Below are 17,277 nucleotides of genomic sequence, written 5' to 3'. Positions count from 1 at the left end.
CCGGTCGGAGCTGTCAGGGCAGCGGCGCGGCCGAGACGTGCACGACCGCCGACAGCCCGTCGGCGGAGGGCGGCCCAGCCCTGCCGACCAGCCACTCGCACCACAGGGCTGCCTGCAGCCGGGCCACGAGGTGGCCGAGCTCGTAGGAGCTGTCGGCGCCCAGGGTCACCGACAGCTGCCCGATGTCGGCCGTGCCGGACTCGAACCCGTGCAGAGCCGTGCGGACGGCGCGGGACAGCGCCTCGCGCCGGCTCTCGCCGGCGGCCTGGGCGATGCCCACCTCGGCGGCCTCGGGACTGCCCGGCTCGATGCCGAGGGCTGCCCGGACCGCCTCGACCCGGCCGTAGCCGAACCAGTCGGCGGGGCCGGTGCGCACGAGGTCCCGCCCGCGCAGGTGCTCCTCGGACGGCTCGTCGACGAGCACGCCGTTCAGGCCCCGGAGCACCGCCGCGGGGACCCCCGACACCTTGCCCTTGGCCAGGTCGGCGGCCGCCGCGATCTCGTCGGCCACGGCGCGAGCCGTCACCTCGAGCGGCTTGCCGTCGGCGTCGGCCCCGCCGCGCAGGTCGTCGAGGACGTTCAGCCCGTGCGCGCCGAGCGCGAAGTCGACCTGGCCGACCCGCCACGGGCGGCCGGCCGTGTCGCTGAGCACGATCCCGACATGCGCGCCGTGCCGGGCCAGCAGGGCGTCGTGCAGCTGCTCGCAGACGCCGTCGGGGTCGTGGGGGAGGAGCAGCAGGCCCCCGCGCTCGCCCGTGTTGGACCCGTCGACGCCGGCCGCTGCCATGACGGGCCCAGCCTTGGCCCGCACCACGCGGGTCACCTGGTCGCCGACCGCGCGCTCGGCCACGACGTACTCGCTCTCACCGCGCACGACGCGGTCCCTGTCGGCGTCGTGGGTCACCAGGCCCAAGGCCTTGCTGGCGATCTTGCTCGACACCACGACGACGTCGCCGTCCTCCAACCGCAGGCCCGCGTGTTCGAGGCCGACCTGGAGCACGTCGGCGAGGTCGTCGCCCTCGCGCACCTCGGGTATGCCGGTGAGCGGGGTGACGACGACGGGGGCGGTCACGCGCTCGCTCGCTCGGCGCGCAGCCGCAGGCCGAGGTCGAGGGCCGCGCCCGCCATGTCGGCGGCCGCCTCGACCGAGCTCATCAGCAGGGGCCGGCGCAGCACCTCGAGGCCACGCCGGTCGGGCATCGGGTCGTCCTCGTCCACGAGCCAGCCGGCGAGGAAGTCGGAGTAGAGCCCGGCAACGGCGGCGCTCGACTCCTCGACACCGATGGTGCGCAGGCACACGTCGGCGTGGCCACGGACCGGCCGGCCTCCGACGAGCGGCGACACCCCGACGACGGGGGCACGGCTACCACGCAGTGCGTCGCGCACCCCGGGGACACCGAGGATGATGCCGATCGAGACCACCGGGTTGCTCGGGGGCAGGAGGACCACGTCAGCCTCGCGGATCGCGTCGAGCACGCCCGGCGCCGCCGTGGCGCGATCGAGTCCCGCGACGACGAACCGTTCGGCGGGCAGAGCGGCGCGGTGGCGCACCCACCACTCCTGGAAGTGGATCGCGCGCTGCTCCCCGGCCTCCTCCACGACGACGTGGGTCTCGACGGGGGTGTCGGTCATGGGTAGGAGGCGCACGCCCTGCTCGGGCAGCCCCCAACGGGCGGAGAGTCGATCGACGACCGCGCTGAGCGGCATACCCTGCCCGAGCAGCTGCGAGCGGTGGACGTGGGTGGCGAAGTCCTTGTCGCCCAGCGTGAACCACTGTGGCTCGGCGCCGAGCGCGGCCAGCTCCTCCGCGACGTGGTGCGTCTCGTCCGCCCGTCCCCAGCCCTGTCCCTCGTGGACCCCGCCGCCCAGGGTGTAGAGCAGCGTGTCGATGTCGGGGCACACGCGCAGCCCGAAGAGCGTGATGTCGTCCCCGGTGTTGCCGACGACCGTCAGCTCGAGCCGGTCGGAGTCGTTGCCCCCCGATGTCTGCGGGGCGGTGCGTCGGGCGTGGTGGAGCAGGCCACGGAGGAACCGGGCGCCGCCGACTCCTCCGGCCAGGGCGGTGATGCGCATGCGCCGATCCTCTCAGCACGGCGGCGCCGACCGGTTGCGCGGGGTGCTGCGCGGCTTCCCGTGCACCCTCCCCGTGCACCCGTTCGAGCCATCACTTCCAGCGAATATCACCAACCCGCTTGACGTGATGGGTATGACACGCATGTAATTTCATTGTTGTATTCGGTCGGGGTCACGAGCTGGAGCGTATGGACGCGTTTGTCCAGAACCTCCGGAGAACGATGCCGCTCGATGCGACAGTGCTGGCACACAGTGCAGTCAGGGTCGAGGAGGGGTCAATGCACGAGTTGATGGTGGTCTGGTCGGACACGGGCGAGCAGGAGGGCGAGCTCTCCTGGCAGGAGCGCTCGCTCTGTGCCCAGACCGACCCGGAGGCGTTCTTCCCGGAGAAGGGCGGCTCCACACGCGAGGCCAAGAAGGTCTGCGTGGGTTGTGAGGTGCGGTCCGAGTGCCTCGAGTACGCGCTGTCCAACGACGAGAGGTTCGGCATCTGGGGCGGACTGTCCGAGCGTGAGCGGCGCAAGCTGAAGAAGCGCGCGGTCTGACCGTGATGGACAAGCCCGGTCCGTTCCTGGCGTCCGGGTGAAGGTAGCCGCTGTGCCCGACGAGCTCGCCCAAGACCTCAGTGCCCCCGCTGCTGCGGGGAGTGCGTCGTACGTGTCGCTGCCCGCCCCTCCCTCCACCGGGCAGCGCACGAGCGGGACGGTCGACGCGGTGGTCGTCGTGCACAACGGAGCCACGTGGCTGGCCCAGTGTCTCGACGGCCTCGCCGCCCAGACGCTGCCGCCGGCGCGGCTCGTCATCGTCGACGTGGCGAGCACCGACACCTCGGGTGCCGTCGCGCGCGCGCACTCAGGCGTGCGCCGGGTCGTTCCCTCGGTCGAGGTCCTGCGCCTCGAGCAGGCCGTCCCGGTCGGTCGTGCCATCGAGCGTGGCATCGCGGCCATGCCCGCCGGCCAGGACCCCTCGGACAGCTGGGTCTGGGTGCTGCACGACGACACCGTTCCCCGCGCCAACGCCCTGGCGCAGCTGCTGCAGGCGGGTCTGCGCTCCAGGTCCGTCGGTGTCGCCGGGCCGAAGATCGTCAGCTGGGAGGACCCGAGGCGCCTGGTCGAGATGGGCCTGCAGATCACCCGCACCGGGCGACGGCTCGCGTCCCCGGCTCGCGGCGAGACCGACCAGGGTCAGTACGACCACCGCGCGGACGTCCTCGCGGTCAGCACGAGCGGCATGCTCGTGCGGCGCTCCGTCTGGGACGACCTGGGCGGGTTCGACCGCACCTTCGCCGAGCACGGCGCCGATCTGGACTTCGGCTGGCGCGCCCAGCTCGCTGGTCACCGCGTCGTCGTCGTCCCCGCAGCGGTCGTGCGCGACGCCTCGGCCGGCCTCGACGGCGAGCGGCCGGGCGCGCCCAGGCCGCGTGAGCTCGAGCGTCGTGGACGCCGGGCGGCGCGCCAGGTGACGCTCGCGAGGTGCTCGCCCCTCGCCGCCCCCTTCCTCGCGCTGTGGATGGCGCTCTCGGCCGTCGTGGCGTCGCTGACACTGCTCGTGGCCAAGCGCCCACGGCTGGCGTGGCGCGAGCTCACCGACGTGACCGCGCTGCTGCACCCCTTCGCCACCGTGGGCGCACGGTGGCGCGGTCGGTCCACCAAGCGGCTGCGCCGCAACCACCTGGCGACCCTCTTCGTGGCCCCCACCGTCGCCGCACGCACCACCGTCGACCACATCCAGGACGCCATCACTCCCGAGCGCACCCGTGCCCGGCGCGAGGCGGCTGCCACCACCGAGACGGGCCCCGTCGCCGACGACTCCGAGTCGCTCGACAACCTGCCCGCCTCGCTGCCGCGGCGCGTCGTCGGCCACCCAGGCTTCCTCGCCGTCGCTGCGGTGCTCGTCGCCACCGTCGCCGCCTGGCGCGACGCGCTCCGGGCCGGAGCCCTCTCGCCGAGCCGCGCGGGCGTCGCCGGCGGCGAGCTGCGGCCGGTCACCAGCAACGCCTACGGGCTCTGGCACGCCTTCCGGGACGCCTGGCACGGCGCGGGCCTCGGGACCGGTGCTGAGTCCGGACCGCACCTGGCGGTGCTCTCGGCGCTGACCTGGCTCGCCGAGCGGCTGCCGGGCGTGGCCGAGAGCCGGTCGAGCGCAGGGGTCACCATCGCCTGGCTGCTCTTCCTGACGCCGGTGCTCGCCACGTGGTCGGCCTACCTGGCCGGCCGGGTGGTCTCCTCCTCGCGCCTGGCGCGCGCCCTGGGTGCCGTTGCCTGGGGCACGGCGGGAGTCGCGGCCACGGCCCTGGCCTCCGGCCGGGTCACGGTGTCGGTGGTGCACATCCTGCTGCCCTTCGTCCTGGCCGGCTTCTGCCTGGCGGCACGCCGCGATGGCACCTTCACCGCCACGTTCGCCACCGCCCTGGCCACGGCGGTCGTCGGCGCGTTCGCCCCACCGCTGCTGGCCCTCTCCGCCGTCGCGGCCCTGCTGCTGCTCGTCCTCGGCCCGGGCCTTCGGCGTGCTCGCGCCGTGGTCCTGCTCCTCGTTCCCGCCGCCCTGCTGGGGCCCTGGGTGGCCCGCTTCGTCGAGGACCCCCGCCTGTTCCTGTCCGGGCCGGGACTGCTGTCGACCACCGACGACCGCGGCCCGTGGGGAGTGCTCGCCCTCCTGCTGGGTGCGCCGGGAGGCACCACCTGGGCGGTCTGGCTGGGCGCCCCGCTCGTGGTCCTCGGCGTCCTGGGCCCGGCATCCCGCAGTCGCAGCCGTGCGCAGTCCTTGGGCCTGGCGGTCGGCGGGCTGCTGGCTCTCCTCGGCCTTGCCGGTGCGCTCGCCTCCTCCCACGTCGTGCTCGGTTCGGCCGAGACCGGTGTCGGAAGGTCGGCCCCTGCCCACCTCTGGTCCGGGCTCGGGCTGCAGCTCTGGCTCGCGGGGCTCGTGGTGGGGCTTCTCGCCGGCAGCCGGTCCGTGCTCGCCTCGCTCGCGCGCCCCCGCCGGCGCTGGGGCTTCGTCGCAGCCGTCGGCGCCGCCGCTCTGGCCGTCGCCCCCGTGCTCGCTGCTGCTGCGCTCTGGGGCGTCCATGGCATCGGCCGCACCCTCTCGGTCGGTCAGGCGACCCTGCCTGCAGTGGCGATCGAGCAGGGGAGCGGCCCTCTGGGCAACCGGCTGCTGCTCCTGCGTCCCTCAGACGACGTGGTCGACTTCGTGCTCGCCGGGCAGGAGCCCGGAGAGCTGCTGCGCGACCTCGACCGGGCACCCGACGCGGACGAGACCCCGCTCGTCGGGGCCGTCGCCGACATCGTCGGCGGACGGGGCGCCGACTCGCTGGACTCGACGGCCCTTGCCCGCCTCGGCATCGGCTTCGTGCAGGTGCGCGGCACGGCCGACTCTCCGCTCGCGCGGCGCCTCGACTCCTCGCAGGGCTTGAGTCGCCTCGGCACCAGCGAGCGCGGCATCCTATGGAAGGTCCAGCCGCTCCGGGCCGCGGACAGTCAGTCGCCGGCGACGGCCCCGTCTCGGGCGCGACTCGTCGACGCCGACGGCGGCCTGCTGCAGGTCGTGCCCACGTCCGGTCCGCACGCGGCGGTCGACACGACCCTCCCCGCGGGTCGCGGCCCGCGGTTCCTCGTGCTGGCCGAGCCGGCCGAGTGGGCCGGACAGGCGCTCGTGACCTTCGACGGCAGGCGGCTCGAGCCCGTGGCAGGCAGCGCGCAGCCGACGTATGCCCTGCCACCCACCGCGGGGGCACTCGAGGTCGACCTCGCGGCCGCCCGCCCCTGGTGGCGACTCGGCCAGGCGGTCCTGCTCGGCTTCGTCGTCTTCATGGCAGTGCCCTTCGGCAACCGACGTTCGAGGAGGCGCTCGTGACAAACGTGACCGGCATCGTCCGCGCCGGGGTTGTGGCCGTCGGGGTCGCCGCCCTCGCGGTGGGGGCCACCCGAGTCGATGGCGCGGATGGCACGGTGCAGCTCGCCCCCGCCAATGCCCGCGCCGGCCTCCCGGAGTCGTCCGACGTCCTCGTCGACCAGGCGTCGCTCGTGTGCCCGGGGCAGCAGCGGCTGGGCGCCACCGGGCTGCGCGACGTCAAGGGCACCGTCACCGTGGCGGCCGCCTCGCCCGCCGACGGCGTCGTCGAGGGCGGTCCCACCACCGGCACGGGCACGGTTCAGCTGCTCGCGGGACCGTCGTCCGGCGGTCTCGGCCAGACGTCCGACCAGGGGGCCGCGGTGTCGGCCCGCCTCTCGAGCGCAGACCCCGTCCTGGCGCGGGCGACCGGTGCCCTGGCCCCCGGCCTCGTCGCCACCCAGGTCTGGCGCCACGGCGGTGACGACGACCGCGGACTGGCCGTCACCCCGTGCCAGCTGCCGTCCTCGGACGTGTGGCTGGTCGGCGGCGGCAACGGCGCCTCGCGCACCGAGCGCGTCCTCGTCAGCAACCCGGGAGCCAACGCGGTCTCCGTCTCCTTCGAGGTGCTCGGCCACAGCGGTCGCATCGACGCCGCAGCCGGCCGCACCGTCTCGGTGCCACCCCTGTCGCGCGAGGTCCTCTCGCTCGACGCCGTCGCGCCCGACGAGCCCTCGCCCGTCGTCCACGTCACGGCGACCGGAGGGGTGGTCTCCGCGGTGCTCGACGAGCAGTGGATCGACGGCGCCACCGCACGCGGCATCGACGACTCGACCCGCGCGGCCGCGCCCGGCACGGATCTCGTCGTGCCGGGGGTCGAGACCGGCGGCACCGTCAGGCTCAGGCTGGGCAACCCGGCCGGCACCGAGGCACTGGCACAGGTGCGACTGCTCGGCGCCAAGGGCGCGGTGCAGCCCGACAACCTCAGGGCCGTGCGCGTTCCTGCCGGCGCGACCGTCGACGTCGCCCTGCCGCCCAGCACCACCGCCATGGGGCTCGGCATCCGTTCCGACCAGCCGCTCGTGGCCGCTGCCTGGACCGAGCGTCGGGCCGCGACTGCCGACCAGATGGGTGACTTCGCCTGGACTCCGGCGACACCCGCGTTGCGCGGCGTCGCCGGAGTGCTGCTGCCCGACCTGCGGGGAACCACGAAACGCCTTCTGCTGACAGCCGGTCCGGGCCCTGCGACCGTCCAGGTTCGCCTCGGGTCCGGTCCGGGGGCCCGGCTCTCCCAGGTGACGGTGCCCGCCGACTCGACGTCAGTGGTCGATGCGGGCGACGCCGACGCCGTCTGGGTGGTGCCGGGCACGGGCACCGTTCGGGGAGCCGTCTCCGTGGCCGGCGTCGATGCCGGTGTGCCGTTCTTCTCGGTGGCCTCCCTCAGCGAGGCCCCGGTGCGAGCGCTCTCCGTCCCCGTGCGCCAGGTGCGCAACTAACGCGGGGTCCCGCCGGCCGCCGGCCGCCAGCCGGTGCTCGTGTCGTGATCGTGTCCTGCTCGTGTCGGTGGCCGTGTGCGACGAGGGTGGCCGCCCATCCGGTCACTCGCCGAAACCGGGATCCAGCTCCTCGGGCGAGACGCCCAGCAGGCCCGCCACCTGCTCGGTGACGATGTCGGCGACGAGAGCGGCCACGTCCCGCCGGTCGGTGACCCGGGTCTCCACGGGGCGGCGGTACACGACGATGCGAGCCGGGCGGGCTCCGGTCGCCGGGTAGAGGCGCCCGAGGGGAACCTCGCGGTGGTCCCACGGAGCCGGGCCGCGGGGAACGTCCTCCACCGCGAACTCCACGGCGGGGAAGGCCCGTCCGCAGGTGGCTTCGAGCCGGGCCGCGGCGTCGAGGACGAAGTCGTCGAACTCGTCGCGGCGCGACACCATCGCCGGCACCGGTGGCCAGGCCAACGGCCCGCGCCGACCACGGCCGTGGCGGTCGCGGCGGCGGTGCCCGGTGACGCGGGGCTGGGCAGGATCCACGGCTCCACTGTAGATCGGCGGACGCGGCGGTCGGCGTCGACGCTCCAGCGGGGCAGCGTGTCCCGGCCCGGCGGCATACGCTCTCGGGAGCCTCGCGAACCCCGGTATCGGGGCTCCGACGGCGTGGTGATTCGTCCTCTCCGGGAGGGCGGGGCTAGAGTCCCCGATCGTGGGTCTGACACGTGGTTGCTCGAAGACGGGATGCGCTCGTCCGGCCGTCGCCACCCTGACCTACGCGTACGCCGACCGTGCGGTCGTCGTGGGTCCGCTGGCGACGTATGCCGAGCCGCACACCTACGACCTGTGCCTCGAGCACGCGGAGCGGATGACCGCTCCTCGCGGTTGGGAGGTCGTACGCGTGGGTGGCGAGTTCCCGGAGCCGACGCTCGCGACCGACGACCTGCTGGCGCTCGCCGACGCCGTGCGCGAGGCCGGAAAGCCCCGCGCCAGCCGTCCTGTCGACAGCCGCTCACCGTCCCGGGGGCAGGCGAGCACCGAGGCGGAGTCCGGCGCCGTCGAGTCGGGCCGTCGTGGCCACCTGCGCATCCTCAAGGACTCGTGACCACTAGTCTGATCGGCGTGCCGCACCTCGCAGACTTCGTCAAGGCCTACGACGTACGTGGGATCGTCCCCGACCAGCTCTCGCCGGAGGTGGCCCACGCGATCGGTGCCGCCTTCGCCGAGGTCGTCGCCGTCCCCGACGGAGCCGACGGCGTCGTCATCGGGCACGACATGCGGCCGAGCTCGCCCGAGCTGTCCGCGGCCTTCGCCGCCGGGGTGACCTCGCGCGGCGTCGACGTCACCGTGATCGGGCTGTGCTCCACCGACGGGCTCTACTACGCCAGTGGCGCGCTGAACCTGCCCGGCGCGATGTTCACCGCCAGCCACAACCCAGCTCGCTACAACGGCATCAAGCTGTGCCGCTCGGCGGCCCGGCCCGTGGGCCAGGACTCCGGGCTGGCCGAGATCCGCGACCTCGCGCAGTGGATGCTCGACGGCGGCAGCGGCCTGGCGCACCCGGCCGGCGGTCCCGGCTCCGTGACGACGCGTGACCTGCTCGGCGACTACGCCGCCTTCCTGCGAGGCCTCGTCGACCTCTCGGGGTCGCGCCCGCTCAAGGTCGTGGTCGACGCAGGCAACGGCATGGGCGGACACACCGTCCCCGCCGTCCTCGGTACGAGCGCCGGCCTGCCCGAGCTGCCGCTCGAGATCGTGCCGCTCTACTTCGAGCTCGACGGCACCTTCCCCAACCACGAGGCCAACCCGCTCGACCCCGCCAACCTCGTCGACCTGCAGGCCGCGGTGCGTCAGCACGGGGCCGACATCGGCCTCGCCTTCGACGGCGACGCCGACCGCTGCTTCGTGGTGGACGCCGACGGCGAACCCGTCTCTCCCAGCGCGGTCACCGGCCTCGTCGCGGTCCGCGAGATCGCCCGGGCCCGTGCGGGCGGAGACGCCGAGGTGGCCGTGGTGCACAACGTCATCTCGAGCACCGCGGTGCGCGAGGTCATCCTCGAGTCCGGGGCCACTCCGGTGCGCACCCGCGTCGGCCACTCGTTCATCAAGGCCGAGATGGCACGTGCCGGAGCCGTATTCGGCGGCGAGCACTCGGCGCACTACTACTTCCGCGACTTCTGGTTCGCCGACACCGGGATGCTCGCCGCCATGCACGTCCTGGCGGCGCTCGGCGAGCAGGACCGACCGCTCTCCGAGCTCTGCGCCGAGTACGAGCGCTACGTCGCCTCCGGCGAGATCAACTCCACCGTGAGCGACCAGCCCGCCGTCGTCGAGCAGGTGCGTGCCTGGGCGCAGGTCCGGGGCGCCCGCACCGACGAGCTCGACGGGCTCACGGTGACCTGTCCCGAGGGCCAGTCGCCCTCGTGGTGGTTCAACGTCCGCGCCTCCAACACCGAGCCGCTGCTGCGCCTGAACGTCGAGGCGGCCGACCGTGAGACGATGCAGGACGTGCGCGACGAGCTGCTCGCCCTGATCCGGGCGGGCTCCTCACAGGCCGACCCGGTCGACCGCACGCACGACGACACACCGAACAGTCCCTCCACCCCTGCCGCAGGAGATGCTTCGTGACCCAGAGCCAGCAGACCATCGAGCCGTGGCTGCGCGGCATCATCCGGTGCCCCCAGTGCAAGGGGGAGCTCACGGACGCCGTCCACGGAGCCGGTGAGGGCGCCGGGCACGGCGAAGCGAACCCGGAGACCGCCGAGCTGCGTTGCGCCACGTGCCGCCTCGCCTACCCCGTCGAGGGTGGCGTGCCGGTCCTGCTGGTCGAGCTCTCCCGGCGCACCGACGGCTGAGCGCCGTGGGCGCCGTGTTCGAGGAGTCCCGCCTCGACGACGAGGGCGCCCTGGCGTCGCTCGACTCCACCGACACCCTGCGGGCGCTGGCCGGAGCCGGGGCGCAGGTGCGCCGCACGATCGCCGCGGCGAGCGAGGCCGGGCTCGGCAGGCTGCGTGACGTCGGCCCTCGCGGCGTCGTCGTGGCGGCCGCCGGTGGCTCGGTCGCCGTTGCGGACATCTTCGAGGCGGTCTCGCGCGGGGCCTCCGCCCTGCCCGTCCAGAGCTGCACCTCCGGGTCGCTGCCCGGGTGGGTCGGGGCTCTCGACGTGGTCCTTGCCGTGTCCCAGTCCGGCCGTGCGGCCGGCACGCTCGCCCTGGCGGCCGAGGGCGCCCGACGGGGTGCCTTCCTGGTGACCGTGGGCGCCGCGGACTCGCCGCTGGCCGAGGTGTCTGCCCGCGCGCACGGGGTCCACGTGCCCATCGCCGTGACCGGGGCCTCGTCGCGCACCTCGGTGTGGGCGCAGGCCACGCCGGCGCTCCTCGCGGCAGACGCCATGGGCATCGCCACGGTGGACCACGAGACGCTCGTCGGCCTCGCCGACGTGCTCGACCGCACGGCTTCCGAGGTCGGCCCGTCGTCCGAGTCGTTCACCAACCCCGCCAAGCTGCTCGCCATCGAGCTGTCCGAGTCGACGCCGATCGTGCTGGGGGAGGGTGCCTTCGGCGACGTGACGGCGCGACGGGCGGCCGCCATGTTCGGGCGCACCGGACGCGTCCCGGTAGCCCACGGCTGCCTGCCGGACGCCGCGAGCCAGATCGTCGCCTGCTTCGACGGCCCGCTGGCTCCCGGCCAGTCGAACGGCGGCGGCAACGACGACATCTTCGCCGACCCCTTCCTCGACGGGCCGAGCCGACCGCCCCTGCGCCTCGTGATGCTACGCGACGCCTCGGAAGGCGCCGGCCACGGGCTCGCCGACACCATCGTGTCGGTGGCCCAGGACGCGGGCGTGCGAGTGTCCCTCGTCGACGCCGCGGCGGCCGAGCCGTTGCTGCGGCTCGCGCAGCACGTGGCGCTGACGGACTTCGCCGCCACGTACCTCGCGCTCGGCTTCGGCTTCGACCCGGCCACCTCGCCGCACGTGCGCCTGCTCCGTGGGGCCCGCGAGATGCGAGACGCGCAAGGCTGAGCGTGCCGGGTGCGCGCTGCGCCCGCGGCCCGTTCGGTCTGGGCCCCTGACGGCATGCTCGGCGGCGACGCAGCCGGCCCACCGCCGGCGTACGCACGGGGCTGCGTGACGAGCCCCCGCGACGTGCCTGCGACATAGGCTGCCCCGGTGGATCCGCACTTCGACCTGGCCATCCTCGGCAGCGGCTCGGGCAACGCCCTCGTGACGCCGGACTTCGACGACCGGCGCGTCGCCGTGATCGATGGCGGCACCTTCGGCGGGACCTGCCTCAACGTCGGCTGCATCCCGACCAAGATGTTCGTCTACGCCGCCGACCTGGCCCGCAACGCCCAGGACGCCGGCCGCTACGGCGTCGACGCCACGCTCCAAGGCGTGCGCTGGTCCGACGTGCGCGACCGCATCTTCGCCCGGATCGACCCCATCTCGGAGGCGGGCAAGAAGTACCGCCTGGAGGGACCCAACACGAGCGCCTACCTCGGCCACGCCCGCTTCACCGGCGACCGCAGGCTCACGGTGGCCCTCCCCGACGGGCGCGAGGAGAGCCTGACCGCTGACCAGGTCGTCGTGGCCGCCGGCGCCCACCCGGTGGTGCCCGACGTCGTCGCCGAGTCGGGTGTGCCCTTCCACACCTCCGAGACCATCATGCGGATCGACGAGCTGCCCGAGCGCCTCGCGATCCTCGGCGGCGGCTTCATCGCGGCCGAGATGGCCCATGTCTTCGCCTCGTTCGGCGTGCACGTCACCGTGCTGGCGCGGGCCTCGCACCTGCTGCGCCACCTCGACGCCGGCATCGCCCAGCGGTTCACCGACCTGGCCGGGGAGCGGTGGGACGTGCGCACCGGCACCAACGTCGTGGGCGTCGAGCGAGGCGCCGGGGGAGCGGGCGTGCGGCTGCACCTCGACAGCGTCGCGGTCGTCGAGGCGGACCTGCTCCTCGTCGCCACCGGCCGGCGCGCCAACACGGCCGGGCTCGGCACCGAGGCGGGCGGACTGCGGCTGCTTGAGGACGGTCGCATCGAGGTCGACGAGTACGGCCGCACCAGCGCTCCGGGAGTGTGGGCCCTGGGCGACGTCAGCGCTCCGTACCAGCTCAAGCACGTGGCCAACGCCGAGGCGAGGACCATCGCCCACAACCTCGTGCACCCGGACGACCTTCGGCCGCTGCCCCACCGCCACGTCCCGTCCGGGGTCTTCAGCCACCCCCAGATCGCGACCGTGGGGCTCACGGAGGAGGAGTGCATCGACAGGGGGATCGCCCACGTCAGCCACGTCCAGGCCTACGGCGACACGGCATACGGCTGGGCGATGGAGGACACGACGAGCGTGTGCAAGCTCCTCGCCGACCCGTCGACCGGGCTGCTGCTCGGCGCCCACCTGATGGGGCCGCAGGCCACGACACTCATCCAGCCGCTGGTGCAGGGCATGGCCTTCGGCACGACGGTCCACCAGCTCGCCAGGGACCAGTACTGGATCCACCCGGCGCTGGCCGAAGTCGTCGAGAACGCGCTGCTGGGCCTGCGGGTCGAGCCCCCCGCGTTCTCAGGTGACTCCCAGACCGCCCTAGGATGACGGAATGGCAGGCGGACTCGTAGCGCTCCTCGACGACATCGCGGCTCTCGTGAAGCTCGCCGCCGCGTCGGTCGACGACGTGGGGGCCGCCGCTGCCAAGGCCAGTGCCAAGGCCACCGGTGTCATCGTCGACGACACCGCGGTGACACCCCGCTACGTGGAGGGCCTGGCCCCGGAGCGTGAGCTGCCGATCATCCGGCGGATCGCCGTGGGCTCCCTGCGCAACAAGCTGCTCGTCATCCTGCCCGTCATCATGGTGCTCAGCCAGTTCGTGCCGTGGCTGCTGACCCCGATCCTGATGGTCGGCGGCGGCTACCTCGCCTACGAGGGCGCCGAGAAGGTGTGGGAGATCGTCTCCGGACACCGCGAGGAGAAGGCCGCGGCCGGGACGGTCGACGAGGACGCCGTGGTGACGGGCGCCGTCCGCACCGACTTCATCCTCTCGGCGGAGATCATGGTCATCGCCCTGAACGAGGTCGACACCGAGCCCTTCCTCTCGCGTCTCATCGTGCTGGTCATCGTCGCCGTGCTCATCACCGTGCTCGTCTACGGCGTGGTCGGCCTGATCGTGAAGATGGACGACGTCGGACTCTCGCTCGCACGGCGGAGTTCGGGTGCCTCGCAGCGCGTCGGGCACGCCCTCGTCAAGGGGATGCCCCGGCTGCTCTCGGTCCTCTCGACGGTCGGGATCGCCGCCATGCTGTGGGTCGGGGGCCACATCCTGCTGGTCGGGGCCGACGAGCTCGGCTGGCACTGGCTCTACGCGCAGGTGCACCACCTCGAGGAGGCGGTGCACGGTGTCGCCGGCATCGGGGGACTGCTCGCCTGGATCGCCAACACGCTGGCGTCCGCGCTCATCGGCCTCGTCGTCGGTGCGGTCGTCGTGGCCGTCCTGCACGTCGTCCCGCGCAGCAAGAAGCACGACCGGACCGCCGCAGCTCACTGACCGTCGACACGGCATTCGGGCGCGCGGCGGGGCCGCCGCTAGACTGGGCCACTGCCGGCGTGGGTGATGACCCGCCACAACAGCCCAGAGGGGCGCGCCGGGTCTGCAGACCGACGATCAAGGGAAACGATCACTCATGTCCTTCGACTACAAGGTTGCCGACCTGAGCCTCGCCGAGGCCGGCCGACACCAGCTGCGACTCGCCGAGCACGAGATGCCCGGCCTCATGTCGATCCGCGAGGAGTACGCCGAGGCCCAGCCCCTCAAGGGCGCGCGCATCGCGGGCTCGCTGCACATGACCGTGCAGACGGCCGTCCTCATCGAGACGCTCACCGCGCTCGGCGCCGAGGTCCGCTGGGCCTCCTGCAACATCTACTCCACCCAGGACGAGGCCGCCGCCGCCGTCGTGGTCGGTCCGAACGGCACCCCCGAGGACCTGCAGGGCGTGCCCGTCTTCGCCTGGAAGGGCGAGACCCTCCCCGAGTACTGGTGGTGCACCGACCAGATCCTCACCTGGCCCGGCGGCGAGGGCCCCAACATGATCCTCGACGACGGCGGCGACGCCACGATGCTCGTGCACAAGGGTCGCGAGTGGGAGCAGGCCGGCCAGGTGCCGCCCACCACCGACGAGGACTCCGAGGAGTTCGGCGTCTTCAAGGAGCTCGTGCGCCAGACGCTGGCCACCGACCCGCAGAAGTGGACCACGGTCGCCGCCGGTATCAAGGGCGTCACCGAGGAAACCACGACCGGTGTCCACCGCCTCTACCAGCTGGCCGAGGCCGGCGACCTGCTCTTCCCGGCCATCAACGTCAACGACGCGGTGACCAAGAGCAAGTTCGACAACACGTACGGCTGCCGCCACTCGCTCATCGACGGACTCAACCGCGCCACCGATGTCCTCATCGGGGGCAAGGTCGCCGTCGTCGCCGGCTACGGCGACGTGGGCAAGGGCTGCGCCGAGTCGCTCCGTGGCCAGGGCGCCCGCGTCATCGTCACCGAGATCGACCCGATCTGCGCGCTGCAGGCCGCCATGGAGGGCTTCCAGGTCGCCCGCCTCGAGGACGTCGTCGAGACCGCCGACATCTTCATCACCACGACCGGCTGCTACGACGTCATCACCGCCGATCACATGACGAAGATGAAGAACAAGGCGATCGTGGCCAACATCGGCCACTTCGACAACGAGATCGACATGGCCGGTCTCGCTCGCGTCCCCGGCATCCAGAAGACGCAGATCAAGCCGCAGGTGCACGAGTGGACCTTCGAGAGCGGCAGCTCGATCATCGTGCTGTCCGAGGGTCGCCTGATGAACCTCGGCAACGCCACCGGCCACCCGAGCTTCGTCATGAGCAACAGCTTCAGCAACCAGACGATCGCCCAGATCGAGCTCTTCACGAAGACCGGTGACTACGAGAAGCAGGTCTACACGCTGCCGAAGCACCTCGACGAGAAGGTCGCGCGCCTGCACCTCGACGCTCTCGGTGTCCAGCTCACCGAGCTGACCAAGGCCCAGGCCGAGTACCTCGGCGTCGACGTCGCCGGCCCGTACAAGCCGGACCACTACCGCTACTGAGCGATCGGGCCCACGGGCCTGCACTCACGGCTTGCGTATGCCGCCCACCTCGCGAGGTGGGCGGCATACGTCCGTCCGGGGCGGGATCGAACGCGAGGCTCAGCGCGGCGCGCGCAGCAGGACGTACTGGCTGCCCCGCCGGGCGACCGTCCACTGCGCCCGGGCGGTGAGGGCCTCGACGACGGACTGGTCCCTGCCGAGCAGCGCGTACGTGCAGTGGGTGCGCGCGAGGTAGGACTGCCAGCCGGGGGCAGCCCGCTCGAAGTCGATGTGCTCCTTGACGTGGCCGGCGGCGTAGACCTCGACCCGGCCGTCGATGGTGGGCCGCACGTTCGGGTGCGCCCAGATGAGCCAGCCGCCGACGCCGTAGTCGTTGCACAGGACCGTCCCGGCAGGCAGCGCGGACAGCGGTGCGTCGAGGTCGCCGGCGCCCCAGCCCGGCACGGTGGCCCGGGCCGGCAGGACCAGGGCGGCGACGAGCAGCCCCAGGGCGGTCAGGCCCAGCGTCAGCCGGACCTCGCGCCGGGCCACCGGCTCTCGGTCGGGCGGCAGGAGGGTCTGGACGGTGGCCGCCGCCACCGGGGCGATGACCGCAGCGCCCATGGCGACCGTGCGGCTGTACAGCAGGGCCAGGCCGATGGACAGGCCCACGAGCAGCACCTCGGTCCAGGGGACCGCGCGGCGGGAGCGCGCCCAGACGAGCACCACCGTGGCTGCGAGCGCGAGGAAGCCGAGGAACCCCGGCTGGTGCAGCGACGGGGGCATCCACTCCTCGATGTACTGGGTCGTCTCGTTGACGGCGAAGGGCGACAGCAGCAGCGAGGGGCCGGTGGGTGTCAGGGCGGCGGCCGCCAGCGACGCGAGCGACACGGCAGCGAGGCGCAGCCACTGGCGCAGGCCCACGACCCGGTCCAGGGCGATTCCCAGCAGCGCGACCGCGCCGATGACGACGCCGAAGAACCACATGCCGTGGCAACACGCCCAGAGCCAGGTCACGGGGACCAGCCACCAGCGCGGTCGGCCGTCGCGGGCCGAGCGCAGCCACGCAGCCGTGAACGCCACGGCGAAGGCGAAGGAGAGCAGGTGCGGGCGCAGCGACAGGCTCTGGCTCATCGCGACGAACGTGACCGACGTGACCGCGGCGGAGGCCAGCAGCGAGGCCCGGGGGCGGATGGCGCGCCAGAGGGTGAGCCCGATGGCGGCGGCTCCGAGCGGCAGGAGCCACGCCACCGCGGCCAGGCCGAGCAGCTGCTGCACCGCGCTCATCAGCAGCTCGGGGAGCCACTCGTGCAGCCGCCACGGCTGCGTCGACATGGTGCTCCACGGGTCCGGGCCGTTGAAGGTCCACGTCCGGCGCAGGTAGTCACCGGCCGCGAGGTGCCAGAAGGTGTCGGGGTCGCCGACGGGTCGCGCCACCAGCATGACCGCGACGAGGATGACGAGCCCGGGCAGGCCCTGGCGCACGGCAAGGGGCAGCGGCCCCCGCCGAGCGGGTCCGCCGATCCCCAGGGGCTCCTCGGCTCTGGTGGGGGCGGCGGGCCCGGCGTGCGAGCCGCTGTCGTGAGCGTCGACGGCGGTCGCTCGGGCCTGCGGCTCGGCTGTCGCGGCGCTGCCCCTGCTGTCGCTCGTCACCCGCAGATCATCGCGGCTCCGGCGTCCGGACGGGGCGTTTTGTGTGGATTGGGGCTCGTGCAGCGCCTCCCGGGACGCGTGCCGGGGGCTCGCGTGACAGGATTGGCAGACCGACCGACCGTCCACCTCTTCTGGCAGGGACCTC

General features: G+C 73.4%; 14 protein-coding genes. 10 read left to right on the top strand and 4 right to left on the bottom strand.

All coding sequences use genetic code 11. The features are described from left to right. Positions 1 to 13: 13 nt before the first annotated feature. Positions 14 to 1,072, bottom strand: coding sequence for a coenzyme F420-0:L-glutamate ligase (locus LQK93_RS03295; protein ID WP_374970150.1), 1,059 nt, complete (start codon positions 1,070 to 1,072; stop codon positions 14 to 16). Further along, positions 1,069 to 2,073: a 2-phospho-L-lactate transferase gene (gene cofD, locus LQK93_RS03290; RefSeq protein WP_374970149.1), complete on the bottom strand. Its 1,005-nt coding sequence runs from the start codon at positions 2,071 to 2,073 to the stop codon at positions 1,069 to 1,071. Before cofD ends, LQK93_RS03295 begins: the two co-directional genes overlap by 4 nt. Before the next feature lie 278 nt (positions 2,074 to 2,351). On the opposite strand from cofD, the gene LQK93_RS03285 reads away from it, so the two are divergent. From LQK93_RS03285 to LQK93_RS03275, 3 genes are read left to right on the top strand one after another with little or no spacing between them, the layout of a single operon-like run. Next, positions 2,352 to 2,618, top strand: a complete 267-nt coding sequence (locus LQK93_RS03285; protein WP_020143018.1) for a WhiB family transcriptional regulator — start codon at positions 2,352 to 2,354, stop codon at positions 2,616 to 2,618. A 52-nt stretch (positions 2,619 to 2,670) separates the two neighbouring features. After that, positions 2,671 to 5,925 (top strand): glycosyltransferase family 2 protein, encoded by a 3,255-nt coding sequence (locus tag LQK93_RS03280; RefSeq protein ID WP_374970148.1) that lies wholly within the window; start codon positions 2,671 to 2,673, stop codon positions 5,923 to 5,925. Beyond that, positions 5,922 to 7,397 (top strand): DUF5719 family protein, encoded by a 1,476-nt coding sequence (locus LQK93_RS03275; RefSeq protein WP_374970147.1) that lies wholly within the window; start codon positions 5,922 to 5,924, stop codon positions 7,395 to 7,397. Before LQK93_RS03280 ends, LQK93_RS03275 begins: the two co-directional genes overlap by 4 nt. Before the next feature lie 102 nt (positions 7,398 to 7,499). Here LQK93_RS03275 and LQK93_RS03270 read toward each other — a convergent pair whose 3' ends face one another. Beyond that, positions 7,500 to 7,931 (bottom strand): metallopeptidase family protein, encoded by a 432-nt coding sequence (locus LQK93_RS03270; protein WP_374970145.1) that lies wholly within the window; start codon positions 7,929 to 7,931, stop codon positions 7,500 to 7,502. A 169-nt stretch (positions 7,932 to 8,100) separates the two neighbouring features. On the opposite strand from LQK93_RS03270, the gene LQK93_RS03265 reads away from it, so the two are divergent. From LQK93_RS03265 to ahcY, 7 genes are all read left to right on the top strand, one after another. Beyond that, entirely contained in the window at positions 8,101 to 8,493 is a 393-nt protein-coding gene (locus LQK93_RS03265) for a DUF3499 domain-containing protein (RefSeq protein ID WP_374970144.1), read from the top strand. After that, positions 8,490 to 10,016: a phosphomannomutase/phosphoglucomutase gene (locus LQK93_RS03260; RefSeq protein WP_374970143.1), complete on the top strand. Its 1,527-nt coding sequence runs from the start codon at positions 8,490 to 8,492 to the stop codon at positions 10,014 to 10,016. Before LQK93_RS03265 ends, LQK93_RS03260 begins: the two co-directional genes overlap by 4 nt. After that, positions 10,013 to 10,243: a Trm112 family protein gene (locus LQK93_RS03255; RefSeq protein ID WP_374970142.1), complete on the top strand. Its 231-nt coding sequence runs from the start codon at positions 10,013 to 10,015 to the stop codon at positions 10,241 to 10,243. Before LQK93_RS03260 ends, LQK93_RS03255 begins: the two co-directional genes overlap by 4 nt. A gap of 5 nt (positions 10,244 to 10,248) precedes the next feature. Next, positions 10,249 to 11,412: an SIS domain-containing protein gene (locus LQK93_RS03250; protein WP_374970141.1), complete on the top strand. Its 1,164-nt coding sequence runs from the start codon at positions 10,249 to 10,251 to the stop codon at positions 11,410 to 11,412. A 147-nt stretch (positions 11,413 to 11,559) separates the two neighbouring features. Beyond that, a complete protein-coding gene (locus tag LQK93_RS03245) occupies positions 11,560 to 12,981 on the top strand; it encodes a mycothione reductase (RefSeq protein WP_374970140.1) in 1,422 nt (473 codons plus the stop codon). Between the two features lie 4 nt (positions 12,982 to 12,985). Continuing rightward, positions 12,986 to 13,927, top strand: a complete 942-nt coding sequence (locus tag LQK93_RS03240; RefSeq protein WP_374970139.1) for a DUF808 domain-containing protein — start codon at positions 12,986 to 12,988, stop codon at positions 13,925 to 13,927. 136 nt (positions 13,928 to 14,063) lie between these two features. Beyond that, on the top strand, positions 14,064 to 15,500 hold the full coding sequence (gene ahcY / locus LQK93_RS03235; RefSeq protein ID WP_374970138.1) for an adenosylhomocysteinase: 1,437 nt from the start codon (positions 14,064 to 14,066) through the stop codon (positions 15,498 to 15,500). 99 nt (positions 15,501 to 15,599) lie between these two features. On the opposite strand, the gene LQK93_RS03230 is transcribed toward ahcY, so the two are convergent. Then, on the bottom strand, positions 15,600 to 17,132 hold the full coding sequence (locus LQK93_RS03230) for a hypothetical protein (RefSeq protein WP_374970137.1): 1,533 nt from the start codon (positions 17,130 to 17,132) through the stop codon (positions 15,600 to 15,602). Positions 17,133 to 17,277 lie beyond the last annotated feature (145 nt).

The organism is Terrabacter sp. BE26 (genome assembly GCF_041941675.1).
In the GTDB taxonomy this organism is placed as follows: domain Bacteria; phylum Actinomycetota; class Actinomycetes; order Actinomycetales; family Dermatophilaceae; genus Terrabacter.
This window is presented reverse-complemented; position numbering and strand designations above follow the sequence as displayed.